The following is a 26565-nucleotide window of genomic DNA, read 5'->3' as shown; positions in this document are numbered from 1 at the left end:
TCTTGTTTGACCAAATAACAATTCGCTCAGGCCACCGCAGCTTTCGGCATCGGCGCCGCCTCGCGGGCGGTGAGCACCTCCATCGCCGCCAGCACGCCGCCCTTGCGGTGCGGGACCCTGGCGAGCTCGAGGCCCATCTCGACGCCGGAGAGCGTTCCCATCAGCATCAGATCGTTGAAATGGCCGATGTGGCCGATGCGGAACACCTTGCCCTTGATCCTGTTCAGCCCGGTGCCGAGCGACATGTCGAAATTGTCCAGCACGATTTTGCGGAAATGATCGGCGTCATGGCCCTCGGGCATGACCACGCCGGTCAGGGCCGGCGAATGCGCCTGCGGATCCTGGCACTGGGTCTCCAGTCCCCACACCTTCATGGCGGCGCGGGTCGCGGCGCTGTGGCGCTTGTGCCGGGCGAAGACGTTCGCAAGCCCCTCTTCCTCGAGCATGCTGATGGCCTCGCGCAGGCCCATCAAAAGGTTGATCGCGGGCGTGTAGGGGAAGGTGCCGGCCTTGTTGAAGGCGATCACATCCTGCCACTCCCAGTAGGAGCGCATGCCGGGATTGGCCTTGGCCACCGCCAGCGCCTTCTCCGAGACGGCATTGAAGCCAAGCCCCGGCGGCAGCATGAGTCCCTTCTGCGAGCCGGCGACGGAGACGTCGATGCCCCAGGCGTCGTGCTCATATTCCAGTGAGCCGAGGCCGGAAATGGTGTCCACCATCAAGAGCGCCGGATGTCCGGCGCGGTCCATGGCTTTGCGGACCTCGAGCGGCGGCGTGACGCAGCCGGTCGAGGTCTCGTTATGCACGACCATGACGGCCTTGATCTTGTGCGCCTTGTCGGCGGCGAGCCGCTGCTCGATCGCGGCGATGTCGGCGCCGCGGCGCCAATCGCCAGGGACGAAATCGACGTCCAGCTTGAATTTATCGGCAATGCCGCGCCAGAGCACGGCGAACTGCCCGGTCTCGGCCATCACCACCTTGTCGCCCGGCTGCAAGGTATTGACGATCGCGGCCTCCCAGGCACCGGTGCCGGAGGACGGGTAAATGATCACCGGCTGCTTGGTGCGGAACATCCGCTGCATGCCGGCCAATACCGCAAAGCCGATCTCGGCAAACTCCGGACCACGATGATCGAGGCCCGGCATGTCCATCGCCCGCAGCACCCGGTCGGGGATGTTGGTCGGTCCCGGAATTTGCAGAAAATGCCTTCCAGTATGCAGAATCATCGGCGTCCTTCCCGGTCTTGGCCTACTTTGGGCGGCCCGAATAACATTATTCGACCGGCTTGTCCCCTCTCCTTTGGACCGCCGTCAATGCGCAAGACGTGGGATATCGCCCTAAAACCACCCGCTGCTTACCCCCGCGGCGACCGGCTTTCCGAGAGGCATGCTGCGGTCGCCCTCTTCGAATGGCCGCTCGGGGCGCATCAGGAAGGCCGAGAACCATGCTCTGGCCCAACCGACAAGGTGCCGGGCGCATCAAGCACCGATCGGTCTGGATCGAGCCAAAAACCCCACACGCCAGCGCCGATGACAAGGAGAGCAGCCGCAACGATGAAAGGCGCTTGCCAATTGCCGTATTGAACAAGAAAACCGAACACGAGCGGCGAAAGCGCGCCGCCAAAATTGCCGGCCATGTTCATCATGCCGGAGACCGTGCCCGAGTATTTGCCGCCCGTATCCATGGGGACCGCCCACGACGGACCGATGGTGCATTCCAAAAAGAACATGGATGCGGTCAGGCAATAGACGGCGGTGTAGGCGTTGTTGGTCAATGCGGCAGGCACGATGAAGATACAGCATCCCAGCAGGCCGACGATTGCGACCGAGCGGCGCGCAAGTTTGGTATTGCCTGTCTTCTTCAACAGCCAGTCTGTAGCGACGCCGCCGAGTGTATCGCCCAGGACACCGGCAAACAGCGGCAGTGAGGCGAACAGGCCAACCTTGAGCAGTGTGAAATGCCGGAATTCGACGAGATACGATGGTAGCCAGCTGAGGAATATCCAGAGGCAGTAGACGTAGGTGAAATAGGCGCACATGATCGCCCACATGTTCGGCGAACGCAGCAGCGTGCTCCAAGGCACGGATGCAGCTTTGCGCTCGATGGCCGCCTCCTTGATTGCGCCCTCGCTGTTCACGCCGCGAATCTGCTTCAGCTCCGCGCGGTTTACGAGAGGATGCTCTTCCGGCAAATTGCGGTAAGAGAGATACCACCAGATCGACCAGACCAGACCGACCGCGCCGCAGACATAGAAGGCCGCTCGCCATCCCCAATTGGTCATGAGGAAGACGACGAGCGGAGGAGCGATGGCGGCACCAAGACGACTCGCACTATGCGTCAGTCCTTGCACGAAGCCACGCTCCTCGCGTGGATACCAAAGCTGCATTGAGCGCGTGGCACCCGGAAAGGCGCCAGCCTCTCCAATTCCGAACAAGAAACGCAACACGATGAACGAAACCGCGCCGGTTGCCGCCGCCGTTGCTGCCGTCATCACAGACCAGTACGCAACGATGGTCGCCAGCACCGATCTTGCGCCAAAGCGATCGCTGAGCCAGCCGCCCGGCACCTGAAAGAGGGCATAGGCCCACACAAAGGCGCTGAAGATCACCCCCATGGTGATCTTGTCGAACCCGAACTCCTTGCTGATGATCGGGGCAGCCGTCGAGATATTGACTCGATCCAGATAGGTGATGAGGTACATCAGGCAAATCAAGCCAAGAATGTACCAGCGTCCGACGCTGCGGCGCGATTGTTGATCTTCCATCTCAACCCTCCCTGTATTCATCTTTTCAACCGTCACAACGGCATCAAACCGCACAGCCGCGGTCAGCCCTTATCGATACCAATCTGCGGAAGAGCAGCGGTCCCTCACCTGATTTGCGCTGGACGACGCGGAGCCTGTCATCGGGCGCGCGTTCGCGCGACCCGTTGGCATCGCCAGGAGCCAATCGACTCCCCGCCGGGCACGAGGTGGGGCTAGCTGTCGACGACCTTGAGACGCGCCGGCGCATTGCCTTTGGGACGCTCCTCCAAAAATTTCATCGCGGCATCGACTCCGCCGGCGCGATGCGGGACGCCGGCGACCGCCAGCCCCATCTCCACACCGGTAAGCGCGGCCAGCAAGGTCAGCTCGTTGCACTCGCCGAGATGGCCGATGCGGAAGACCTTGCCGGCGACCTTGGAGAGACCGCTGCCGAGCGACATGTTGAAATTGTCGAGCACCACTTTGCGGAATTCATCCGCATCGTAGCCCGGCGGCATCAGCACCGCAGTCAGCACCGGCGAGAAATCCTTCGGCTCTTGGCAAAGCACCTCCAGTCCCCAATGATTGACGGCGGCGCGCGTCGCCGCGGCCAGGCGCTGATGCCGGGCGAACACATTAGGCAGCCCCTCCTCAAGCAGCATCGCAATTGCTTCACGCAGGCCGTAAAGCAAATTGGTCGCGGGCGTGTAGGGAAAGAAGCCCTTTGCGTTCGGCTTGAGCATCTCTTCCCAATCCCAGTAGGAGCGCGGCATCTTGTTGGTCTTGGAGGCGGCGAGCGCCTTCTGCGAGATCGCGTTGAAGCCGAGGCCGGGCGGCAGCATGAATCCCTTTTGCGAGCAGCTCACGCTGACATCGACCTTCCATTCCTCGTGCCGGTAGTCGACCGAGCCAAGCGAGGAAATGGTGTCGACCATCAGGAGCGCCGGATGGCCAACGCGGTCCATCGCGACGCGAATGTCGCCGATCCGGCTGGTCGCGCCGGTCGAAGTCTCGTTGTGCACGATCATCACCGCCTTGATCGCATGCGATGTGTCGGCGGCAAGTTTTCCCTCGACAGCCCCCGGGTCGGCGCCGCGGCGCCAGTCGCCGGGGAGGAAATCGACCTCGATGCCCCAGCGCTTGGCCATGTTGCGCCACAGCGTGGCAAAATGGCCGGTCTCCACCATCAGCACCTTGTCGCCGGGCGAGAGCGTGTTGACGATCGCGGCTTCCCACGCGCCCGTTCCGGAGGACGGAAAGATCACCACCGGCCCGGAGGTCTGGAAGATCTTCTTGGCGCCCTCCAGCACCGTGCGCCCGAGTTCGGCGAATTCGGCGCTGCGGTGATCGATGACCGGCATGTCCATGGCGCGGAGGACGCGGTCTGGGACCGGGCTTGGCCCGGGAATCTGCAAAAAGTGCCGTCCTTGACCCATAATGATCTCCCAACTTGGCGCTAGCGGATGGTCAATCAAATTTTGCATTCATTTTCGAGCTGTGCAATCCTGTTTTTACATTCAAAATTGATCCCATCGACGTTAACGGTTCCATAAACTATCGTTGCGCGCATGAAATCGACGATTCCCGAAGACGGCGTGCCGCTGACCAAGGACACCGGTCCCGGCGGCGCCGAGCGTGCGGAGAACTCGCTGCATGGCGAGATCCTGTCACGGCTGCGCGACTACGTGGTCGAGGGCAACATCCCGGATGGCGGGCGCGTTCCGGAGCGCCAGCTCTGCGAACTGTTTGGCATTTCCCGCACGCCCCTGCGCGAGGCGCTCAAAGTGCTCGCCGCCGAAGGCTTGATCGAGCTGCTGCCCAATCGCGGCGCGCGGGTGCGGCAGCTCAGCCGCCGAGACCTTGAAGAGCTGTTCGAGGTGATGGGCGGCCTGGAAAGTCTTGCCGGACGGCTCGCCTGCGAAAATATCACGGACGAGGAAATCGCCGACATCGAGCGGCTGCATTACGAGATGTACGGCTATTACCTGCACCGGGACATGCACAATTATTTCCTGGTCAACCAGCGCATTCATGAAAAGATCGTGGCGGCCTCGCGCAACGAGACCCTGCGTGCAACCTATGTCAACTTCGCCGGGCGCATTCGCCGGGTGCGTTATTCCGCCAATTTCGCGCGCAAGCGGCAGCGCTGGGCGGAGGCCATGCGCGAGCATGAGGCGATCCTGGACGCGCTGCGCCGCCGCGCTGGCAGCGAGCTTTCCGACATCCTGTTTCACCACCTGCGCAACAAACGAACCGCCGCCGTCGAGCATCTGGCCGAGACGGAGAATGGGACGGCAGCCGCCCCATTAGACGGCACATCTCCGCCAATTGTGAATGCATAATTGAAAGCGGCAGGGACGGATTGCATCTACTCTGGAAATTGTGCGAGATGAGATAAGCAGCCGCCGCACGGTTCACCTCTCCGGTTTGGGAGAGGTCGGATCACATCGAATGATGCGATCCGGGTGAGGGCTTACGGTCCTTCGTGAGACCCGCGGCCCTCACCCGGCGCCGCGCGCCGACCTCTTCCCGCCGGGGAGAGGTGAACCGAGCGGGTATCGCGCATCCGGAAATGGAAATGAGAACCAAGTCCCAACTCGAGCGCCGCTTGCGGTCGGAAATATCAGGCGAGGTCCTGTTCGACCGGTTCAGCCGCGGCCGCTACGCCACCGACGCGTCCTTCTACCAGATCATGCCGGCCGGCGTGGTCGTCCCCCGCACCATGGACGAGGCCCTGCGGGCGCTTTCGGTTGCGCGCGATGCAGCGCGCAAGGTCACGCCGCGCGGCGGCGGCACCTCGCAATGCGGCCAGACCATCAATGACGGCATCGTCATCGATTTCTCGAAGTATCTCAATCGCATCATTTCGCTCGACCTCGAGCGCCGCACCTGCGTCGTCGAGCCCGGCATCGTGCTCGACGACCTCAACCGCCAGCTCAAAAAACACGGGCTGTGGTTTCCGGTCGACGTCTCGACCGCCTCGCGCGCCACCATTGGCGGCATGGCCGGCAACAATTCCTGCGGTGGGCGCAGCTTGCGCTACGGCACCATGCGCGACAACACGTTATCGATGCAGGCGGCGCTCGCCGACGGCACCTTGATGCGTTTCGGTGAGGTGCCGCGCGATCTCTCGGGCGTGGAAGCGCCGGAGCAAGGAATTCAACTCTTCCGCGACATGCTCGCGCTTGGCGAACGCGAGGCGCAAGAAATCACCGAGCGCTTCCCCAAGGTGCAGCGCCGCGTCGGCGGCTACAATCTCGATGCGCTGACGCCCCGCAATACGCCCAACAACATGGCGCATCTCTTGGTCGGCTCCGAAGGCACGCTCGCCTTCACCACCAAGGTGGAGCTGAAACTGTGGCCGGTGATCCGCAACAGGGTGCTCGGTGTCTGCCATTTCGGCAGCTTTTACGAGGCGATGGATGCGACCCAGCATCTCGTCAAGCTGAAACCGATCGCGGTGGAGCTGGTCGATCGCACCATGATCGCGCTCGGGCGCGAGATCGCGATGTTCGTCCCGGTCATCGGCGCCGCCGTCCGCGGCGATCCGGACGCGCTCCTGCTGGTGGAATTTGCCGAAGAAGACCAGGACGAGAATCTGCGCCGGCTGAAACAGCTTTCCGAACTGATGGGCGATCTCGGCTTTGGTTGGAATAATCCAACGCGCAAATGGGGCGGCGTGGTCGAGATCACCGATCCCGCACTTCAGACCAGCATTGCCGAGTTCCGCGCCGCTGGCCTCAACGTCATGATGTCGATGAAGGAGGCCGGCAAGCCCGTCTCCTTCGTCGAAGATTGCGCGGTGCCGCTGCCGCATCTTGCCGACTACACCGACCGCCTCAACGCCGTGTTCAGAAAGCACGGCACCAGCGGCACGATGTATGCGCACGCCTCCGAAGGCTGCCTGCACGTGCGCCCGGTGCTGAACCTCAAGCTCGAGAAAGACGTGCACGCGATGCGCGCGATCGCCGAGGAAGCCTTTGCCATGGTGCGCGAGTACAAGGGCTCGCATTCGGGCGAGCATGGCGACGGCATCGTGCGCTCGGAATTTCACGAGCCGATGTTCGGCGCGCGCATCGTGGCCGATTTCAAGGAGGTCAAGCAACGCTTCGATCCCGAGGGCGTGCTCAACCCGGGCAAGATCGTCGACGCGCCGAAAATGGACGATCGCTCGCTGTTCCGTTATCCGCCGGATTATCGCGTCGCCGAGCTGAAAACCGTGCTCGACTGGTCCGGCTATCCCGGCGCTGGCGGCGGCTTCCAGGGCGCGGTGGAGATGTGCAACAACAACGGTACCTGCCGCAAGCTCGAGGGCGGCGTGATGTGTCCGTCCTATCGCGCGACGCGCGATGAGATGCATGTCACGCGCGGCCGCGCCAACACCTTGCGGCTTGCGATCTCGGGCCAGCTCGGGCCAGATGCGCTTTGCTCCGACGAAATGATGGAGACCCTAGAACTCTGCGTCTCCTGCAAGGCGTGTCGGCGCGAATGCCCTGTCGGCGTCGACATGGCCAAGATGAAGATCGAGGTCCTGGCCGCGCGCGCCGCAAAACACGGGCTCACGCTGCGCGACCGCTTGGTCGGCTACCTCCCGCGTTACGCCGATCTCGCCGCGCGCTTCGCGCCGCTGGCCAACTGGCGTAACGACAGCCCGGTACTGCGTCGGCTGTTTGAGAGATTTGCCGGCATCAGCGCCAAGCGCGCCTTGCCTGCGTTCCGGCGCGATGTGTTCCGGCCGGAGAGTGATGCGATGGGCCCGCAGGATGGCCGCGAGGTCGTGCTGTTCACCGACACTTTCAACCGCATCTACGAACGAGAAAATCTCGACGCAGCGTTGCGCGTGCTGGTCGCCGGCGGTTACCGCGTCCACATGCCGAGGCCGGCGAGCGGAAAGCGGCCGCTGTGCTGCGGACGGACGTTCCTGTCGGCCGGCCTGGTCGAGAAGGCACGTGCCGAGCTCGATCGCCTGGTCACAACCTACGCGCCGTTCGCCGCGCGCGGCGTACCCATCATCGGGCTCGAACCAAGCTGCCTCTTGACGCTGCGCGACGAGCTGCTGTCGCTGCGCCAGGACGATACGGCAAAAGCCGTCAGCGCGCATGCACTGCTCTTCGAGGAATTCGTCTCTCGCGAGGCCAAGGCCGGCCGCTTGCGCCTGCCGCTCGGCCCGATCGCAGGCACAGCACTGCTGCACGGCCATTGCCATCAGAAATCCTTTGACGCGTTCAAGCCGGTCGAAGCGGTGCTGAGGCTGGTGCCCGAACTGAAGGTCGAGATCATCCAATCGAGCTGCTGCGGCATGGCGGGCGCGTTCGGATACGGCACTGAGACCTACGAGGCCTCGATGGAAATGGCCGAGCTGTCGCTTTTACCTGCCGTGCGGCGCGCCGATGGCACAACGCTGATTGTGGCCGATGGCACCTCCTGCCGCCACCAGATCGCGGATGGCGCGCAGCGTAACGCGCTGCACGCGGCGCAAGTGCTGGCGATGAGCCTCGATCGCGCGCAATCCGATCAAAACCCCTCCCCGCTCGCAAAGGACGTGCTCAATGGCTGAACTGACACTCGATATCGCCCGCAAGATCCTCAATGCCGCGCTCGCCAAGGCGACCGAGAAAAAGTTGAAGCCGCTGGTGATCACAATCTTGGACGCGCGCGGTGCGGTCAAAATGACCGCGGCGCAGGACGGCACCAGCCTGATGCGTGCCGAGGTCGCACACGGCAAGGCCTACGGCGCGCTCGCCATGGGCATGGGCTCGCGCGCGCTCTATCAGCGCGCCCAGGAGCAGGCCTATTTCATCGACGCGGTGAATACGCTCGCGCAGGGGCGCCTCGTGCCGGTGCCCGGTGGCGTCTTGATCCAGGACAGCACCACGCTGCTTGGCGCCGTCGGCGTCTCCGGCGACACCTCGGACAATGACGAGATCTGCGCGATCGCGGGGATCGAGGCCGCGGGGCTGAAGGCGAACGCGGGATAGACGTGAGGGAAGCAGCGGCGCCAGCCGCTGCTTCCTTGCGCAGAAGGGCTTCGGCTTACTCGCCGACGCCTGGTGACTGCGCCCAGGTTCCGCCTCTACGCGCCACGGCGGGCTCCATAAAGCTCATAGCCGCGCCGCTTAATGTGCTGCCGGTCAGGAGCACCGTGGCACCCATCACCAGCAGGGCAACCAGCGAGAGAACGGCCGTATAGACGCCGCTCACCGCGAGAATGCCCAGAACGATCGCGGCAACACCCGAGACCAACTGGACCGCCGCCGAACCGGAGGCCATTTCGCCGGCAAGAATCTCGCCTCCCGAGAGCACGCGGTTGCTGATCATCTGCTGTGAGGCCTGCTGCTTCGTCCGGTAAAGATGCCAGACCGAATTGCTGCTCACGAGCAGCGCCGCTCCGAATGCAATCACTGCGCAGGAGACGAGAGTTCCCGCAGCGATGCCAAGCAGCGCAAGTATGCCAAGCACGATCCCTGATGCCCCCACAAGAAACAGGATCGGAAGACCACCGCCGCCCACGCCTTCCTGGACTGGCTGGGCTACGCCGGCCGGAAACATCAGCTTGGTGTATTCGGTCAGCATCGTGCCACCCTGGATCAGCAGCGCGGCACCGAACACGATGGTCGCGATGGCCGCCAAGGTAGGCTGGTTGATTCCTGATAGCGCGACGATCGCCAGGACAATTGTCGCCACCCCGCCAATGGCATCAACAAACCCGCCGTAAGTCGCAGCTTCCTGGAAACCACTCTCCGAAGTTGTCATAGTCGACATGGAAACCTCCTTTACGAGGCGCGCCGATGTCGCTCGATTGTCGTGGACGGCAGGGGGAGCTACTCCGGGTGATCCGTGGCGGGTAGCTGCCTTCTGGCGCCCACCAGTACGTTGTCGTTCGTGCGCGCCTAAGGTGCAACGCACCGTTTCTCGCCCGGTTCCGATATTCGACGATGGGACTAGCGACCCTCGCTAACAGGGGGCAAGCGGGATACTGTATCTTGGCAATGCTCGGGAGGCTTTTGTCGCAGCCAGAGGACCACCTGAGCAGTTCCGCGACCTTCTGGCTGAGCACACCGCCTCCATGTTGGCCTCATCCTCCTCCCCGCCGAACCCGCCGAACGCACAGAGATGACCGCCCCAACTGACCTGAATGCGCGAATTCTCGACGATATCGCCGACGCTCTCATTTATGCCGATCGCTCCGGCTCGATCGTGCGCTGGAATCGCGCCGCCACTGCCTTGTTCGGCTATTCCGCGCAGGAAGCGCTCGGCCACAACCTCGATCTGATCATTCCCGAGCATTTGCGCGCTGCACACTGGAAGGGTTTTGACGCGGCGATCGCCAGCGGCGCCATGAAGCTCCAGGGTCGGCCCACCCTCACCCGGGCGCAGCACAAGAGCGGCCGCAAGCTCTACATCGAGATGACTTTTGCACTGGTGAAGGACTTCCAGGGCGAGGTGCTGGGGTCGGCCGCGATCGCGCGCGACGTGACGGAGCGCGTGGAGCGCGAGCGTGGCAAAAAATGATCACCGTCATTCCGCTCGGATTTCTTATTTCCCAAGCACTTCACTCCCGAGCAATTCCGCAAATCTCTGATCTGGCGCTCGACTTGCCGAAACGATTATTCAATCAGCGGCGTCGAAGCCGCTTGTCGCAAAGAGCTTGTCCGCGGGGGATGATGATCCGGCCCGAGCGGCTGAGATCCTACGTCCAGGCCAATAGACGGCGCGCCACTCGCGGCGAGAACGTCTCCATCCGAGCCGGTACCGACATACATCCGCATGATTGCGATTCGTCAGCCCACCGGCTTCCTGACAAATTAGGAACTTGCTCCACGGCCACACGTTCGGTGAGGAACTTACGTGTCGTTGCCGAAGGATAAAGTCCGTGACAGGGCGCCCGAGCAACGTTGGGAATAAGCTCTTGGCGGCGTTGCCACCGGCGGACTTTCATTTGCTCTCCCCACACCTTCAGAACATCGCGTTCGAAGTCGATGCCGCCCTGGTACAGTCGGGAGATGAACTCAATCAGGTCTATTTTCCCGACAGCGGCGCCATAGCCTTCATGGCAGAAATGCCCAATGGACAAACGGTCGCGACCACGCTCATGGGACCGGAAGGCGCGGTCGGCTCGCTCACAGTGCTGGGCCCCTCGCACTCCCCTGTTACCGCAATCGCCCGTGTCGCCGGTACCGCCTCGCAAATCTCGGTCGCAAAATTGCAGTCTGCTTATCGCCGTAGCGCCGCGATCAGACACGTCGTTCATGTCCATATCCGCACACAGATCCTGCAGCTCCAGCAAGTTGCCGCGTGCAATGCGTTGCATCCGGTGGAGCAACGCATGGCACGGTGGCTGCTCGAACTTCACGACCACGTCGCCGATGATGTCCTTCCCGTGACGCAGGAGGCGCTTGCTCATTTGCTGGGGGTGCGGCGCACGACCGTGACGCTGGCGATGAGCAAGCTTCGGGCGGCGGGCGCCCTGAAAAGCGACCGGCGCGGCTTGGTGGAGATCGACCGGGCACAATTGGAGCACATCACCTGCGATTGCTATACTTTGATGCGAAGCAGGATCGGCCCAGCATACGACAAAGAGTTGTCCAAACCACCGCGCTCGGTCGCGCCGTTCGAGGAAACTCGCCCGGAAGTCAAAGCGGCTCGGGCCGAGAGGCCATAGCGGATTCGGCCGCCCCGAGCGGGATGTCCAGAGCCTGGTCGAGCATCAATGCGGATTGCGCTTCCGACCTGGCGAGATCGCGCAGTTCCCTGGCCACCTCCCGTAGCTCGTTGCGTTCAGGACCTGGCTTGAGCCGCCGTGCTTCGCGAAGAAAGTCCATGGCCTGAAGCAGCAAGGGAGAGGCTTCGCTGAGTCTTTGCATTTGCGCCATGACGTCCCTCCGCCGGGATTATTATTGTGAGCTGCGTCGATGACCGGGCCAGACGGTCCGGTCGCGAAGCTGTGCCGCGGCAACGGGCTCGTGGACCCAGGCCTCCGTCGCGAACCACGTATGATCGGTGTTGCAGATCGGGCAGCGCGTGCGCGCAAAAAACACCGGGCTGCGTAAGAAGCTGTCGCGATCGGTCTTGATGCCGGTGGGGATTGCACGCCCCGTTTCCGGACACTGGATCATGACCATACCCATACCACCCTCCTTGAGAATTTCCTGAAGCAAAAAGGTCTGGCCAGCTGGAACGCGCCTGTTATCTCGGTGCGGTGATTGGGGGGTCGCACCTGTTATTGTTTATCGAGCAGTGTGGGATGCTCGGGTTGGCTTATTCCAGCCGGCCAGATCGCCCTCTTGAGCGAAGCTCGAGCGCGGACCCGCTGCCGCCTTCAGCTTGCCTGCTGAAATATATTGCCGAAGTGCTTCCTGATCGGCTCGCCCGTGTCTTTCGCAAGTCTCTGAGCAAGCTCCCACAGTTCCTTGTTCTGGGCAGATGTGGTGTCGAATGCCTTGCGTGCTTGCGTCGCAGACAGCGCCGCGACGTCCGACATCGACTTGCTGCCGAGCAACTGGGAAAAGAAATCGAGCGTGGAGGTGGTGTTGATCCTGGAAATCTCCATGACCTTGAGCCCGTAGTCCGTCGTAGTCTTGGCGTTGCTCGAGTAGATTTCACGCATCGCTTCCGCCATCTCTTCGGACGCGGTCTTCATCTTCTCACAGCCTTCCTGTGCACGGGCGAGGCCCCGTTCGGCAAGCTCGCCAAGCGGACCCGCCAGCGCGATTTTGGAGAATCCAAATAGCGGCATGCCCGAACCAATCGTTCCGTTCGTTTCGATTTTGCGGTCACTTTCACTCACAGCACTCTATTCCTTCTCAAGCGTGATTATTCCCGGGACGCGATATTGCGGCGCGAGAGTTCCTGGAGGCGGAGGGTTGTCCCGCCTTTCCGTTGATCAGTTTTGGGTGAGTTCTAGCCAACCCCGAGTGCAACTATGTCGGAGACGGCTGCTGCCGTCCGTTCGGTTTGCGACTCTCGCAGAAAAATTTTTTCGAAACTGTCAAGACATACAAACGTCATATCAACAAAAATTGCTGCGGCGCACAGCGCGCCGCAGTTGCCCGGAACACGCCGGCTGCGGACCAAACCAGCCGGCGATGCCATCCGCTCGCAGTTGAGCGCTGCTTATAGCTCGACGCGCCTTGCCAACATCGGGATCGGGCACGGCACGATGATGGCGGCGGCCGCGTCGGCTGCTTCCAATCCCAGGTGGCCGGCATCGGCCCGCAGATCGGATCCCGTTTTCCGGTCGGCGACATGCAAGGCTATCTCAACTTAAAGGGCTACAAGAAATTCGTCGCCGAAAGCCGGCCCGAGGGTGACATTCGCAATATTGCCCGCCACGCCACCGAAGCGGGTGCTCGCGAAGTCATTGCCTTCAAAACCAGCGAAAAACCGACGCAGCCGGGTCGCATGAGCCCCGCAGGTGTTGGCCGCGGCGGGGCGGCGGAACTTGCCACGGGATCACCTTCCAAACAGTGGCTTCGAATGGTTGAGCCTTGGGAGGGGTCACCAATAATGTGGCTTTGATCGTGTGATGAAACAGCGGCCCGATCGGTAGCTCCTCGGAATATAGAATCTCGAGAACGCATGACCATGACCGCTGTTTCTGCTGCGCCGCCGCATCGGCGGAGCTCGTGAGCAGCAGCATCGCTGCGAGTGCTATGCCCCTCGTCGTCATATCGATTTCTCTCAGTCTCGCCAAAACCGACTTGAGGCCGCGCTCGGTCGCGGGACTCTGTTGCGACGATGCATTTCGCTTGACGCGCTCGGTAGGCCTGGCCCAAGCGCATGAGGCTCACTACTTCATTTGGACGAAACTCCATTTAGATGTAGCTCGATCGCAATTTTGCCTAGGCGAGTTGCCTGTGAAAGCGGCGAAAGCAAAAGTACCGGACGTAGATATATCCAGAGCCGATTGGTTCGGAGGATTGGCGGTTCGAACGGCCTTTATCGCCATCCTCATCATCATTACCGCGCGCATTGCCAGCCCTCAACTCGAGCACATCTGGTCGATTTGGGAGACGCCCAGCGACGCTGTACGCGTCGCGCTGGGAGTGGCGGTCTGTAGCTGGCTGCTTGTCCACCTTTTCATCCTCCCGAGGGATACCGCCGGATATCGAACCTGGCTCTATCTCGGACCCATTTTGCTGCCGCTGGCAATTCTCTGCGCCGTGGTCGCCTGGTAGCCTAGACTAGGCAACCCGAACAGCGGTTTAGAGCGGCCTGCCGACGGGCTGGGGCTGATCGGGGCTGGCCGGTGCGGCCTGCCCCACCGCACATTCGCGCCAGACCGGGGAGGTGCAGGTCGTCGGCCAGCCGCCGCCGAGTGCCATGAACAGCGCTGCCGTATCGGACAGCCGGGTGGCTTGGGCCTGCACGCGCGTCACCACGGCAGTCAAATACGTCTGCTGCGCATTGAGGACGGCGAGCTGATTGACCTGACCGGCCTGGAGCTGCTTTTCGACGATGTCGAGGCTCGCCTTGGCGGTCTCTTCCGCATGCAGGGCCGCTTGCACGGCGCGCGCATCTGCCTGCAGCGCCCGCAAGGCATCGGCGACATTCTGGAACGCCGTAATGACTGTAGCGCGGTATTGCGCTTCGGCCTGATCGAGTCCGGCCTCAGCCGCCTTCTGCTTGTTGTAGAGCGTAAAGCCGTCGAAGATCGGCGCTGTGACGCCTGCGGTCAGGGTGTAGAAGCCGGTGCCCGGCACGAAGCTCTGAGCGAAATTATAGGCACTGGTGCCGCCATTGGCCGAGAGCGTGAAGTTCGGAAGCCGCGCGGCAATCGCGACCCCGATCAGCGCGCTCGCGGAATGCATGTTGGCTTCCGCCTGCCTTACGTCCGGACGCTGATCGACGAGCTTGCTGGGCAGGCTGATCGGCAGGTTGGCCGGCAGCTTCATATGAGCGAGATCGAATTTCTCCGCGACCTCGTCGGATGACAATCGCCCGGCAAGGGCGGTCAGGAGATCGCGCTGAATAGAGAGCTGCTTTTCCAGCGGCGGCAGCAACTGCTCGGCCGCGGCCAGTGCGGCCTCCTGTGCCAGCACATCCGACTTTGCCGCCTGCCCCGCATCGAACTGGCGCTTGAGGATGTCGAGCAGATGACGCTCGATCTCGATGACGCGCTTGGTCTCGGTGATCTGGCCGCGGAACGAAGCTTCCTGGATCGCGGCGGTCACGACGTTGCTAGTCAGCGTGAGATAGGCGGCCTCGAGCATGAACAATTGCTGCTCGGTGACGGCGTCGAGGTTTTCGACCTGGCGGAAATTGGCGCCCCAGACATCCGGCACGAAACTCACCGTGAGCTGGTGGGTGATCAGCGAAAATTGGGTCTGCGGCACCGCGCTGATATCGCCGCCGAACACGGTGCCGGCATTGGATTGCAGGATCTGCTGCGACATGGAGTTGCCGGTGACCTGCGGTGACCAGAGGCCGCGCTGTGCCTCCGCATTGAATTGGGCAATTTTGATGGCCGCCTCGGCCGATTGCAGGGTCGGGCTGTGATTGACAGCGTCCCGGATCAGATCGTTGAGCGGCTGCGAGCGGAAAGCCGCCCACCAGCGTGCCGAGACGGCCTCGCCAGTGACGAAGTGCTGGGCCGGGACCTTCGGCGCGCTTGGCGTCGGCCCGGGCGAAGCAAGCTTTCCAGGCAAATAGCCGTCGACCGCAGGCGCCGCCGGCGGCACGAAATTCGGACCGACGCAGCCCGACGTGGCCAAGGCAAGCACCAAGGTCACGGCTGCCGCCGGCATGCCGGAGACGGCACGTCGCAGTCGATGGGCGGGGCCTCGCATCAGTCCGATCCACTCAAAGCGCTTTTTGTCGGGGAGTCCCGACCCCGTCCTAGGTCGGTTCCGCATCGCCCGCATCTCCGCCATCAGTGATTTCGGCAGTTCCCCGCGTCAGAAAGATCCGGCGTAGCGCCGGCGCAACCACGAGCAGTAGCAGCGGTCCGATGAACATGCCGCCGACGACCACAGTCGCGAGCGGCCGTTGCACCTGGCTGCCGATGCCGTGGGAAATCGCCGCGGGAAACAGCCCGACGCCTGCGGAAAGGGCCGTCATCAGCATCGGACGCATGCGCTGCTCGGCGCCGCGGAACACCGCTTCGGCAACATCCATGCCCTGCGCGCGCAATTCGCGGAAGTAGGTGATGTTGAGAATACCGTCCATCACAGCGACGCCGAACAGCGAAATAAAGCCGATGGCCGCCGAAACGCTGAAGGCAAGGCCGGCCAGGTAGAGCGCAATCAGGCCGCCGCCGATCGCGAAGGGAATGCCGGCGAGTGCCAACAGGCTGTCGCGCAGCGTGTTGAATAGCCCGTATAGCAGCACGAGAATCAGCAGCAGCGTGATGGGAATGACCACCATCAGGCGCTGTTTGGCATTCTGCAGGTCCTCGAACTCGCCGGCCCAGAGAATCTGGTAGCCGTTCGGCAGCTTGACAGCCTTGGCGATGCGCTCCTGGGCTTCCGCCACCGTCGAACCGAGGTCGCGGCCGCGCACGCTGAACTTGATCGGGATGTAGCGCTGACTGGTTTCGCGGTAGATGAAGGAGGCCCCGGTATCGAGCGTGATATCGGCAACTTCACTCAACGGGATATAGGCGTTCGTGCCCGATGGCGTCGAGTAGGCCACCTTGACCTTGCGGATGGCATCGATGCTGCTGCGGTACTTGGGATTGAGCCTGACCGTCACGCCGAATTGCCGATCGCCCTCCAGAACAGTGCTGGCGACCGTACCGCTCAACGCCGCCTGGACCACTGTGTTGACGTCGCCGGTGTTGAGGCCGTAGCGCGCGGCTTTTTCGCGATCGACCTTGATGTCGAGGTTCGGTTGCCCCAGGACGTGGAAGATGCCGAGGTCCTCGACACCACGCACCTTGGCCATCTCGTCCTTGACCTGGCTGGCGAGCTTTTCCAACACTTCCAGGTTCGGCCCGACGATCTTGACGGAGTTCGCTCCCTTAACGCCGGAAAGCGCTTCTTCGACATTGTCCTGGATATATTGCGAGAAGTTGAAGCCGATCCCGGGCAACTCGTCGGCGAACTCCTTCTGCAGCTCCTCAGTGAGCTTTTCCTTGCTGAGATAGGCGGGCCACTCGTCGAATGGCTTGAGCGGGGCAAACAGTTCGACATTCGAGAATGGCGAGGCGTCGCTGCCATTGTCGGGCCGGCCATGCTGCGATACCACGGTGATGACCTCCGGATGCCGGAGCAGGATTTCGCGCATCTTGCGGGTGGCTTCGGTGCCGGCCTCGAGCGAGATCGTTGGCGGCAGCGCCGCCCTGATCCAGAAGTTGCCTTCCTCCAACGCCGGCAGGAATTCGCTGCCAAGTTGCGACGCAGCCAGAAAACTCAGCGCGAGAAAGACGCCGCCGACGATGACCGCGGTTCTGACGTTTCGAAGTGCCCAGCGCAGCACCGGAGTGTAAGCGGCGCGCAGGCCGCGCACGATAAAGGTTTCAACCTCGCGGATCTCGCCGGGCAGCAATAGGGCGCTCAGGACCGGCGTCACCGTGAAGGTCGCGATCAGCGCGCCCGCGAGCGCATAACCATAGGTGCGCGCCATCGGGCCGAAAATCTGCCCCTCGACGCCCTGCATGGTGAACAATGGGACGAAAGCGGTGACGGTGATCGCGGCGGTAAAGAAAACGGCCCTGTCGACCTGGAGAGCGCTCGCGAAAATGATGCGCATTCGCTCCGTCCATCGCGTGCTGCTTCCCTCACGTCCGGTCGTCGACGTCGGATCCGCCCCCCAGAACCCTTGTGATAGCTGCTGGAGAAGAGCCCGCCGATGTTCCGCCGGTGATTGAAAGTTGCGGTAGATATTCTCCATCATGATGACGGCGGAATCGACAATGATGCCGAAGTCAACGGCGCCAAGCGACAATAGGTTGGCGTCCTCTCCGCGCAGGACCATGATGATGATCGCAAAGAACAGCGCGAACGGAATATTCGCGCTGACGATGAGGGCGCTGCGCAGTTCGCCCAGGAAAAACCACTGGATCAGAAATACCAGCAAGCAGCCGAAGATCAGGTTGTGCAGCACGGTGTGGGTGGTGACGTTCACCAGCGAACTACGGTCGTAAAAAGGAACGATCTTCACGCCCGGCGGCAGGCTGCCGTCGGTGTTGAGCTTCTGGACCGCGGCCTCCACTTTCGGGATGATGGCGTTGGTGTGCTCGGTCCGCCGCATCACCACGATCGCGGCGACCACGTCATCGTCATGGTCGCGCCCGGCGATACCGAGCCTTGGCACATAACCGACCGAGACCTTGGCGACATCCTTAATTCGAATGGGCAGACCGCCGGATTGTGTCAGGACGATATTTTCGATGTCCTGGACGTGGTAGCCTTTGGTGACGTCGTCGGCGCCACCGCTGTCGATCAAGCCGATGCCGCGGATGTTGACCGACTGCTGCCCGACCGAAATCTCGCGGCCGCCTACATTGACATTGGCATTGCCGATCGCCGAGATGAGCTGAGGAATGCTGATGTTGTAAGCTTCCAGCCTCTCGAGATCGGCATCGACATTGAACTGTTTGGTGGTGCCGCCCCAGCTGTTGATTTGCGCAACGCCGGGGATCGTGAGCAGACGGCGCGTGACGACATAGTCCTGCAGGGTGCGCAGATTGGTCAGCCCGAAATGCGGCGGCCCCACGATCTGGTAGCGATAGATTTCTCCAACGAGGCTCGACGCCTGGATGGTCGGCACCAGATTTCCGGGCAGGGTGACATTCTGCTGCAGGCTGATCGAGGCCTGCTGCAGCGCGAAGTAATAGTCGGTGCCGTAGGCAAAGGTAACGCGGACGAACGATAAACCGTAGAAGGACGTCGAGCGGATGTTGACCACGCCGGGTGTCGGATAAAGTCCGACTTCCATGGGTATCGTATAGTACTTTTCCATCTCCTCGGCGGAAAGCCCGGGAGCCTGCGCTGTGATCTCGAGGATGACCGGCGCCGGATTGGGATATGCTTCGATGTTCAGCTTCGTGAACGCAATCAGCCCGACGGCGCAAAACACCAATAGGCCCAGAACAACGATCGCCTTCCGCGTTAGCCCGAATTCGAGTAGCGCCTTGATCAACTGAACCTGCCCCGATTTCCGTTCAATATTGTCGTGCCGATCGCGGTCAGTCCGCGGCGCCCAGCAACAGCTTGTTGCTCAGGAATACCGCGCCTTCGGTGACCACGATTTCGCCGGGCTGCAAGCCGTCGAGAATCTGGAGCCAGCCGTTCTCGCGCAGGCCAATGCTGACCGTGCGCTTGGTAAAATGGCGGCTATCGCTGGTCACCCACACCGTCATCGTACCGTCCCCCTCCCGCACTACGCCGTCGGCCGGCACCGCCGCGGAGCGCACCGGTCCTTCGACGCGAGTGACGAAGCTTGCGTACATTCCCGAGCGTAGGAGATGATCGGGGTCCTCGACCTCGGAGCGAACCAGTTGCCGACGCGTGTTCGGGTCGATGATCGAGCCAAGCGCCGTAACGTGTCCTTTGAATACCTTGTCCGGATAGGCCGGCACCGTCACGTCGACCGGTTGGCCGACCCGGTAGGCCGGCGCATCGGTCTCGATCACATTCGCGATCATCCACATCGTCGAGATATCCGCGACCGAGAACGGCGCGGGCGCAGTGCCGGGCTGGGTCAGAAATCCCGGCGCGGCATTGCGGCTGACGACCCGTCCCGAGATCGGGCTCGCCACGACAAGCGTCGAGTCGATCCTGCGGTCGGCCAGAATCTTGTCGATCTCCGCATCGGTCTTGCCGAAGATGCGCACCGCATTCTTGGCAGCTTTGAAATTGCCTTCCGCCGTCTGCTCGTCCGACGTCGCTTGATCGACATCCTTCTGGGCCATGCCGCCCTGCTTCAACAAGCCCGTCGCCCGTGCCAGCACCTTTTTTTGCAGCTCCAGCACGCCGGCGGCCGCCAGCAGCGTGGACTCGGCTTGCAGGAGATCGGGGCTATCGATTGTAAAGAGAATGTCCCCCTGCTTGACGTCATCTCCCACATTGTAAAAGGCCTTCAGGATCTTGCCCGGATATTGCGAGAAGACCTGGACCAACATGTTCTCGTTGAAGTCGATGGTGCCGACCGATGTCTTGAAGACTTCAAAGTCGCGCAGCTCGACCGCGCCAACCCTGATCGAGGCCGCCTGTTTTTCCGACAGATCGACGGTCTCATCGCCCTGACCGGATTGCCCGGAGCTTTTGGCGATCGACTGTACAATGCCCGTTGTCTGCGATGAGCCAGGAAGAAGAAGGAGCTTTGTCCAGACCAGCGTCACAACGCCAATCCCACACATGATTGCCTGGGTGGTTTTGGCTCGTCGGAAATCTCGAAAGAGGCTCATGCGAATCTCTGCATCATCGCTGGATCAACCAAGACCAAGATTGTTGCTGCGGCCGCGTTGGCCATCGGAGCGGCAGTAGACAAGAAGGAATAGGCCAGCAGCACGGTCGGCGATCCGGCAAGTTTCAATTGCTCCCTTAATTTGCTCTTCAGTCGCCTGCAAGCACACGCTTAATCGTATGCTCAAATGAGCAGCGATGCTTACGCCAGGCTTACGAAAGCACCGCGAACGTTACGCGGAGCTTACAAGAGCCCTCGTCGTCCCACTGGCATCACGCAGACAAGCCGCTTGTGGCAAATTCAGCTCTGCGAGTACGTTGATCGCGTCACGGCTCATCACGACGAGTAGAATTGAAGCTGGTGGGACAAGCCAGGTGAAGACGATGGCCGCGCAGTCGGCGCGGCGAGATTCAAATTTCCAGGTTCGTGCCACGGACGGCAGCTTCTCTTGGACGGCGGCGCGATGAATAGAACTCTCGCTTTCTGGACGGCTTTTGTTTCCGCTTTTGTGGCAAGTGGGCTGGCGCTCCGCGTGGCTCTTAGGCTCGGTCTCGCCGCGCATTTTGGTGGACAGGGTTTCGTGTCCGAATTGGCCACACAATCACGCGTCGCCGCAGTCGCAGGTCTTGCCGCGCTGGTATCCGCAATAGCTCAAGTCATCGAGAAGGCGTCGAAGTAGCGTCGCATCGACAACGGACTGAGAGACCGGAAGAAGCGCTGCAACGAGAACGTACCGGGGGCCTCGGATCAGTTATTTTTTTGCTGATTTTGGTATCGACTGAGCGTTTCGCGTCATTTCCCCGCGCCGCGGAGGAACGACCGGGTTCTTCTGCGCAGTGGGGCCCCCGACGTAATTTTGGTTCTGCTTCGGCCCGCCAACAGCGCCTTGCGCGAAGCCCGGCGCGATCCATAAGTTGCAGAGAAGGAAAAGCGCGCAAGCTCTTCTGATCATGTTTCTCACTTTCAAAAACTTACATCGAACTTACAAAGGCTCGATCGGTTATTCTCTCTAGCCATAACTCCGACACGGCACTCGTAGCGTGGCGCGTGGCATTTCCTGCGGTTCAATATCGAGAGAGCCGATGGCGCTCAAGCGAGCAAGAGGGCTGCTGATTTTTGCGATGACCGCGCTCCCGTGGTCGGTGTGCGCGCAGCCGCGCGGCGCGTCGACGATCGAGGCCGCGCCCTCGGGCTGGCCTTATGATTATATCATCCACGTTCAGAACACATATGATTACCGCTATAATCCCGAGGTGCGGAATGATCGCGTTCTGTTGGCGAAGCAAATCGTCAGGCCCTTCTGTTCCAAGAATCGGATTGTCGGCGAAGCCAGGTTCGAGACGGAGATTTTTGGACTGATAACGGGAAGGCCGAACTACGTCGTGTATGTGAAATGCCTTTCTTGGCGAGGCCAGCCGCATGCTCCCAATAAACGCGACTTGATTCGCCCGTCGCGTTAATCTGCCGCATCCCGTCGGCTTGCACCGTCGGGCAAATCACCACCACCCTCCACCGCATCCTGTCCCGGCAAGAGGGGCGTTACGGCCGATCGTCACGAAACGTGGGACAGGATGCGGTGGACGCGATGGAGTCGAAAGATGAACGACGCTCAATCGCCTTGCTGCAAGAATTCGAGGGACTAGTACCAAGCCGTCGACTGTCCTTGCTTGAGGCTCATCGCGAACGGCGAAGTCGTGTGGTCCTGGCGCCAAGCCTTTTTTCGCTCCTCGAGAGAACCGATAAAACGTAGAGCAGCCAAAAGCTTCGGCGATATTCGCCGATATGGTGGAAGGCCTGGGCGAGGCGGGCCCAATAGGCCTTAGTTCAGCTGAAACTAAGCAATTGGCATAGTTGGCCCAACAGAATGCTCTCGCGGACCCATGTCTGCACCTGGTGAACCCGGAATTAGCCCAGAAGCGCCGTTCGGGTTTTGGACCCAAAGCGGTCCTGTCATTTGTCGGAACGTAGCTAACTGCTCTCTCGTCCAGCTACCGTCTTTGGGGCTGGCGCGATGAATTTCGAAATGAGCTAAGGCCCTCGACAACTAACCCACCGCTGGTTGCCGCGCTAAAGTGATGAGACCAGTTTTACCAAAAATGAGGGGAGATAACGTCATGCGTATGCGCCTACTCTGCCTAGCATTGCTCATCATCGGCGGGACGGCCAGTTTTGGTTTCGGACGAACGTCTGAACCAGCTGCGGTGCCTCCTACCTCGGATGTTAGCCAGTTTCTGAAGGCAGGTGTGACAAGGATAATGGTTCGGTACGAGTGGCAATGGGATAAAGGGACTACGGGTGGCGGCACTTGGCTTGCCGACCAAGGCATCGTAACCGCGCTCGGGCCAAATTGGATCGTTCTAAGAACAGACAATACCAACAGGACCCTCTTAATTCCGTTTTCTGCTTTCAAGCACCTTGAGATTCTTAACTAGGTGCGGGTGCGGTCTAGCGAAATCGAATCCGTCGGCCTCGAGTGATCGAGCACCGCGTCGATGGAGAGACCAGCTTTGAGCGATTTTGCTGGGGCAGCTTTGCTGCACCCGAGCTAGTTTTCGGCTCTTCTTTGACCGTCTCGACCCTCGGTTCTTGCAGAAGAAATGTGCCCCGTGTTGCTCGCGCGACACACGTTATAATGTTACATAAGAAATAATAAGTTACATAAGAAATAATTGGAATTGGCATCGCACGTCGACGGCAGGCGCTTTGCCAATTGATTGGTGACCAGAATCCGTTTCGGGTGGGGAGAGATGTTAATGCTCTCAAAACGAGTCTTTGCCACCAGCGTTGCCTCGCTCGTGATCTACGGCCTTCCCGGCCCGGCGCGGTCGCAGACACCGGCTCCTTCGCCGCAGCCGGCTCCCGCGCAATCGCCGGCCCCTGCAGAAAACGCGCCGACCCCGCCGGCCGGCAATGCACCCACAGCGCCAGCCGGAAATACTTCACATGTGCTTCCCGAGACCAGGGTCGCAGCGCCGAAGCAGGCCGCCAAGCCCAAACGGAAGCCACCCGTGGTGACACGTGAAGCAGCCCCGGCGCCGGCAGCGCCGGCGGCGCCCGCCCCGCCCGCGCCGACTGCGGAGCAGGTCCAGGCCGCGGCCAATCGTCAGGTCGTCCAGCAGACCCAGAACTTCGACCAGCGGCGCGACAATGTCCTGCTGCCGAAGACCGGCACAACGAACTATGAACTCTCCCAGAGGGACCTCGAGACCATCCCGCAGGGAGGCGCCGCTCAGCTCAGCGATATCGTGCTGCAATTTCCGGGGGTCTATCAGGATTCGACGAACCAGGGCGATTTTCACGTCCGTAACGAGCACGCCAACGTTCAGTACCGGATCAACGGAATTCTGCTGCCCGACGGCGTATCCGGCTTCTCGCAGCTTCTGGAGACGTCATTCATTGGCAGCATCGGGCTGCTCACGGGTGCGCTGCCGGCGCAATATGGCCTGCATACGGCCGGCGTCATCGACATCACCTCCAAGACCGGAGCGGCGCTCTCCGGCGGCAGCGTCAGCATCTACGGCGGCAGCCGCCAGACGATCACCCCCAGCTTCGAATATGGCGGGGTTGAAGGCAGTACCGACTATTACGTCGCCGGCCGCTATTTCAACACCGGCCTCGGTCTCGAGAATCCAATATCTTCCCTCAACGCCATTCACGATCACTCGGAACAGGGCAGGTTCTTTGCCTACACCTCGACGGTGCTTGATCCAACGGCGCGGGTGGTCACCATTTCGGGTTTCGGCGAAAGTCGATACCAGATTCCCAATAATCCCGGGCAGCCCGGCAATGTGGGAGGCTTTTGCGGTGGTCCGTTCGATCCCGCGAACCCCTGCCTCAACCCGGATGGTACCCCCAATCCGAATGCTCCGGCCTATACGGCGTTCGGCAAGACCGGATTCGATTCGGCCACCCTCAATCAAAACCAATACGAGAAGAACGCCTACAACGTCATTGCCTGGCAGAAATCCGAAGGCAATTTCGATGCGCAGCTTTCCTATTATTCGCGCTACAGCGATATTCACTTCGTCCCAGACCCGGTGGGCGATCTCTTCATCAACAACGTCGCATCCGATGTTTTCCGCAGTTCGTTCCTGAACGGCGTTTCGGGCGACTTCTCCTACCGCTTGAACGATGCACACACTGTTCGCGCCGGCTTTTACACAAACGGCGAGCAGACCAGCATAGCAACCGTAAGCACCGTTCAGCCGCTCGACCCGAACGACCCGAGCGGCCTGACGGCGATCGACACGCCCTTCAACATTGGCGACGCCAGCAAATTATTTGGCTGGCAGCTCGGGGTCTACGCCCAGGACGAGTGGCGGCTGACCCAACAACTCACGCTCAATTACGGCCTGCGGTTCGATCAGATCTACCAATATGTCGATGCGAACCAGCTCAGTCCGCGCGCGAGCCTGACCTACAGGCCATGGTGGTCGACTGTCCTGCACATCGGCTACATGCGGACTTTCGAACCGCCACTCCAAGTGCTTGGCCGAACAATTCCGACCCAGATCTTCAACGGGACCACCGCGACTGCCCCGACCATCACCCCCGATCAGGCCGCCGTGCTGCCCGGCCAGGTGGCTGGCCAGCCTTTGCAGAATGTCGGTGCGATCCAACCCGAACGGGCCAACGTGTACGACGCCGGCTTCGTGCAGCAACTGCTGCCGCAATGTCCGACGACAGCAGGCGCAATGCCGACCAAAGCGCCCGTCGCAGCGGCAAATTGTCCGAGCCTCGAACTCGGCGGCAGCATCTATTACAAGACCGCCAGGGACCTGCTTGACGATGGGCAGTTCGGCCAGGCCTATGTACTCACCGCGTTCAACTACGACAAAGGCGAGAACTACGGCGCCGAACTGAAACTCAGGTTCAGGTACGGAGGCTTCTCCGCTGACACCAGTTGGGCATGGGGCGTCCAGCACGCACACACCGTTGCATCAAACCAGACTCTGTTCAGCCCGGACGATCTGGTTTACATCCAGAACCATTGGATCCACACCGACCACGATCAGACCTATACGGGTTCGGGAAGACTCGCATACCGATGGACCGACACGCACTACAGTTGGTTGGACGGCACCACCGCGAGCGCAACCTTTATCTACGGTAGCGGCTTGCGGACGACACCGGCGGGGGTGGTCTGCCCCAACTGCGACCATCTCCCATCCTATTGGCAGCTCAATACCGGCGTGTCGCATGAGTTCGCCAACGGTTGGAACGGACTGCCGGTTACGGTCCGGTTCGACGTGGTCAATTTGACCGACAACATCTACCAGATCCGCAACGGCAGCGGCATCGGCGTGTTTGCGCCCCAATACGGACCGCGGCGCGCATACTACTTCGGCATATCGCAGAAGATCGGGGCTCCGGAGAAGACTCCCGGCGTGCTGCCCGGCGTCTACACCAAAGCCTCAGCCCCGACCGCCTATTATTGGGCCGGCCCCTATGTCGGCGCCAACTTCGGCGGCGCGTTCAGCGCCGGCGAGCAGGTGCTCACGCCGATTGGCTGGGGCGCGACCAATCCGAGCGGCGTGCTCGGCGGTTTGCAGTTCGGTTACAATTATCTGGTTGCGCCGACCTCGCTGGTCGGGATCGAGGCCGAGCTCGACTGGACGACGGCTCAGGGCAAGAGCAATTTCATTGATCCCGCAGGCACAGCCGCCATCTCGATTACCAGCGACCACAACTGGTATGACACGTTGACCGGCAGGGTCGGCTATGTCAGCGGACCGCTGATGCTCTTTGTGAAGGGCGGCGCCGCCTGGATGAATGCCGATTACCGCATGGACGTGAACAGCGGGCTCGACGGTTCAACCTTGACCAGCTCGACCAGGCCCGGATGGACCGTCGGCGGTGGCTTCGAATACATGCTGGGGTCTCGCTGGTCGGCAAAGCTCGAGTATGATCATCTCGAGTTCGGCAGCAAAACCTTGGCCCTGGTGAACCCGTTCGGCAATAGCGTGAGCGTCGAGACCTCAGTCAACCAGGTTAAAGCCGGCGTGAACTACCATTTTGATGGATTGCTCGGACTTTGAGGGGATCCAGAGTTGTTCGGTGACATCGAACCACTACCCGGAGGTGTCATCGTCCATGCTCAGCCCCGCCGACGAGTTGATGGAATTGACTAAGCGAAACACGGCGGCGACACCCCCTTGCCCCTGCCACGGTTCGGGTCAAATTCATCAACATCGTCCTGCCAAGCTGCGATTTCGTCCGCAAACCAAAGCCTGCAGTTCGCGCTGACACATGTGCCGTTTGGGAAAGCGCCCGGTTTTCGTCATTCTGTGCAACGTGGTTCGAGAGACCGGGATTAACGCCAAAACCTGCGCCTCGTTGAGCATGCGTCGAGGCCCGGGTTTATCCGGCGCGCTGTCGTCCGTTTCGGCTTGCTGTCGATTTGCGGCGGTCTTCGCCGCCTCCGCCTTTTCCTCCAACTGCTGCCTCCGGCTTTTCACGACCGCATTTCACGC

19 protein-coding genes are annotated in these 26565 nt (G+C 61.3%); 9 read left to right on the top strand and 10 right to left on the bottom strand.

Annotated features, from left to right (window positions below):
- Positions 1-26 precede the first annotated feature (26 nt).
- From F758_RS0135545 to F758_RS0135535, 3 genes are all read right to left on the bottom strand, one after another.
- Entirely contained in the window at positions 27-1226 is a 1200-nt protein-coding gene (locus F758_RS0135545) for a pyridoxal-phosphate-dependent aminotransferase family protein (protein WP_024512318.1), read from the bottom strand.
- Positions 1227-1426: 200 nt separating this feature from the next.
- Entirely contained in the window at positions 1427-2764 is a 1338-nt protein-coding gene (locus tag F758_RS0135540) for an MFS transporter (protein WP_024512317.1), read from the bottom strand.
- Positions 2765-2976: 212 nt separating this feature from the next.
- Positions 2977-4179, bottom strand: a complete 1203-nt coding sequence (locus tag F758_RS0135535; protein ID WP_035724242.1) for an alanine--glyoxylate aminotransferase family protein — start codon at positions 4177-4179, stop codon at positions 2977-2979.
- Positions 4180-4311: 132 nt separating this feature from the next.
- Between F758_RS0135535 and F758_RS0135530 the strand changes: the two genes are divergently transcribed.
- The 3 genes from F758_RS0135530 (at position 4312) to F758_RS0135520 (ending at position 8721) form a co-directional block, all read left to right on the top strand.
- Complete coding sequence (locus tag F758_RS0135530) at positions 4312-5085, top strand: GntR family transcriptional regulator (RefSeq protein WP_024512315.1); 774 nt, start codon at positions 4312-4314, stop codon at positions 5083-5085.
- Positions 5086-5321: 236 nt separating this feature from the next.
- Positions 5322-8300 (top strand): FAD-binding and (Fe-S)-binding domain-containing protein, encoded by a 2979-nt coding sequence (locus F758_RS0135525; RefSeq protein ID WP_024512314.1) that lies wholly within the window; start codon positions 5322-5324, stop codon positions 8298-8300.
- Complete coding sequence (locus tag F758_RS0135520; RefSeq protein ID WP_024512313.1) at positions 8293-8721, top strand: GlcG/HbpS family heme-binding protein; 429 nt, start codon at positions 8293-8295, stop codon at positions 8719-8721. Before F758_RS0135525 ends, F758_RS0135520 begins: the two co-directional genes overlap by 8 nt.
- 55 nt (positions 8722-8776) lie before the next feature.
- Here the strand turns inward: F758_RS0135520 and F758_RS0135515 are convergent, their stop codons facing one another.
- The gene (locus F758_RS0135515) at positions 8777-9505 is read right to left on the bottom strand and encodes a hypothetical protein (protein WP_051387135.1); all 729 of its coding nucleotides are present in this window, start codon (positions 9503-9505) and stop codon (positions 8777-8779) included.
- Between the two features lie 351 nt (positions 9506-9856).
- On the opposite strand from F758_RS0135515, the gene F758_RS45295 reads away from it, so the two are divergent.
- On the top strand, positions 9857-10255 hold the full coding sequence (locus F758_RS45295) for a PAS domain S-box protein (RefSeq protein WP_035724222.1): 399 nt from the start codon (positions 9857-9859) through the stop codon (positions 10253-10255).
- A 397-nt stretch (positions 10256-10652) separates the two neighbouring features.
- Positions 10653-11405, top strand: coding sequence for a Crp/Fnr family transcriptional regulator (locus tag F758_RS0135505; RefSeq protein WP_245286684.1), 753 nt, complete (start codon positions 10653-10655; stop codon positions 11403-11405).
- Here F758_RS0135505 and F758_RS51155 read toward each other — a convergent pair.
- From F758_RS51155 to F758_RS0135490, 3 genes are all read right to left on the bottom strand, one after another.
- The gene (locus tag F758_RS51155) at positions 11377-11616 is read right to left on the bottom strand and encodes a hypothetical protein (RefSeq protein ID WP_024512310.1); all 240 of its coding nucleotides are present in this window, start codon (positions 11614-11616) and stop codon (positions 11377-11379) included. The genes F758_RS0135505 and F758_RS51155 overlap by 29 nt on opposite strands.
- Positions 11617-11637: 21 nt before the next feature.
- Positions 11638-11871, bottom strand: coding sequence for a hypothetical protein (locus F758_RS0135495; RefSeq protein ID WP_024512309.1), 234 nt, complete (start codon positions 11869-11871; stop codon positions 11638-11640).
- A gap of 191 nt (positions 11872-12062) precedes the next feature.
- Positions 12063-12530: a phasin family protein gene (locus F758_RS0135490; protein ID WP_245286683.1), complete on the bottom strand. Its 468-nt coding sequence runs from the start codon at positions 12528-12530 to the stop codon at positions 12063-12065.
- A gap of 410 nt (positions 12531-12940) precedes the next feature.
- On the opposite strand from F758_RS0135490, the gene F758_RS53045 reads away from it, so the two are divergent.
- Both F758_RS53045 and F758_RS0135475 read left to right on the top strand, forming a co-directional pair.
- Complete coding sequence (locus F758_RS53045) at positions 12941-13261, top strand: hypothetical protein (RefSeq protein ID WP_349543748.1); 321 nt, start codon at positions 12941-12943, stop codon at positions 13259-13261.
- A gap of 107 nt (positions 13262-13368) precedes the next feature.
- Positions 13369-13920 carry a hypothetical protein gene (locus F758_RS0135475; protein WP_157450318.1) on the top strand — a complete coding sequence of 184 codons (552 nt, stop codon included), beginning with the start codon at positions 13369-13371 and terminating at the stop codon, positions 13918-13920.
- A gap of 27 nt (positions 13921-13947) precedes the next feature.
- On the opposite strand, the gene F758_RS0135470 is transcribed toward F758_RS0135475, so the two are convergent.
- From F758_RS0135470 to F758_RS0135460, 3 genes are read right to left on the bottom strand one after another with little or no spacing between them, the layout of a single operon-like run.
- Positions 13948-15531: an efflux transporter outer membrane subunit gene (locus tag F758_RS0135470; RefSeq protein WP_024512305.1), complete on the bottom strand. Its 1584-nt coding sequence runs from the start codon at positions 15529-15531 to the stop codon at positions 13948-13950.
- 49 nt (positions 15532-15580) lie between these two features.
- A complete protein-coding gene (locus F758_RS0135465; protein WP_024512304.1) occupies positions 15581-18826 on the bottom strand; it encodes an efflux RND transporter permease subunit in 3246 nt (1081 codons plus the stop codon).
- A 46-nt stretch (positions 18827-18872) separates the two neighbouring features.
- Positions 18873-20093 carry an efflux RND transporter periplasmic adaptor subunit gene (locus F758_RS0135460; RefSeq protein WP_245286682.1) on the bottom strand — a complete coding sequence of 407 codons (1221 nt, stop codon included), beginning with the start codon at positions 20091-20093 and terminating at the stop codon, positions 18873-18875.
- A 1081-nt stretch (positions 20094-21174) separates the two neighbouring features.
- Here F758_RS0135460 and F758_RS0135445 point away from each other — a divergent pair.
- Complete coding sequence (locus F758_RS0135445; protein WP_024512301.1) at positions 21175-21552, top strand: hypothetical protein; 378 nt, start codon at positions 21175-21177, stop codon at positions 21550-21552.
- 1293 nt (positions 21553-22845) lie between these two features.
- Positions 22846-26130, top strand: a complete 3285-nt coding sequence (locus F758_RS45290) for a TonB-dependent receptor domain-containing protein (RefSeq protein WP_051387134.1) — start codon at positions 22846-22848, stop codon at positions 26128-26130.
- Positions 26131-26565 lie beyond the last annotated feature (435 nt).

This window comes from Bradyrhizobium sp. ARR65 (genome assembly GCF_000472385.1).
In the GTDB taxonomy this organism is placed as follows: Bacteria; Pseudomonadota; Alphaproteobacteria; order Rhizobiales; family Xanthobacteraceae; genus Bradyrhizobium.
This window is presented reverse-complemented; position numbering and strand designations above follow the sequence as displayed.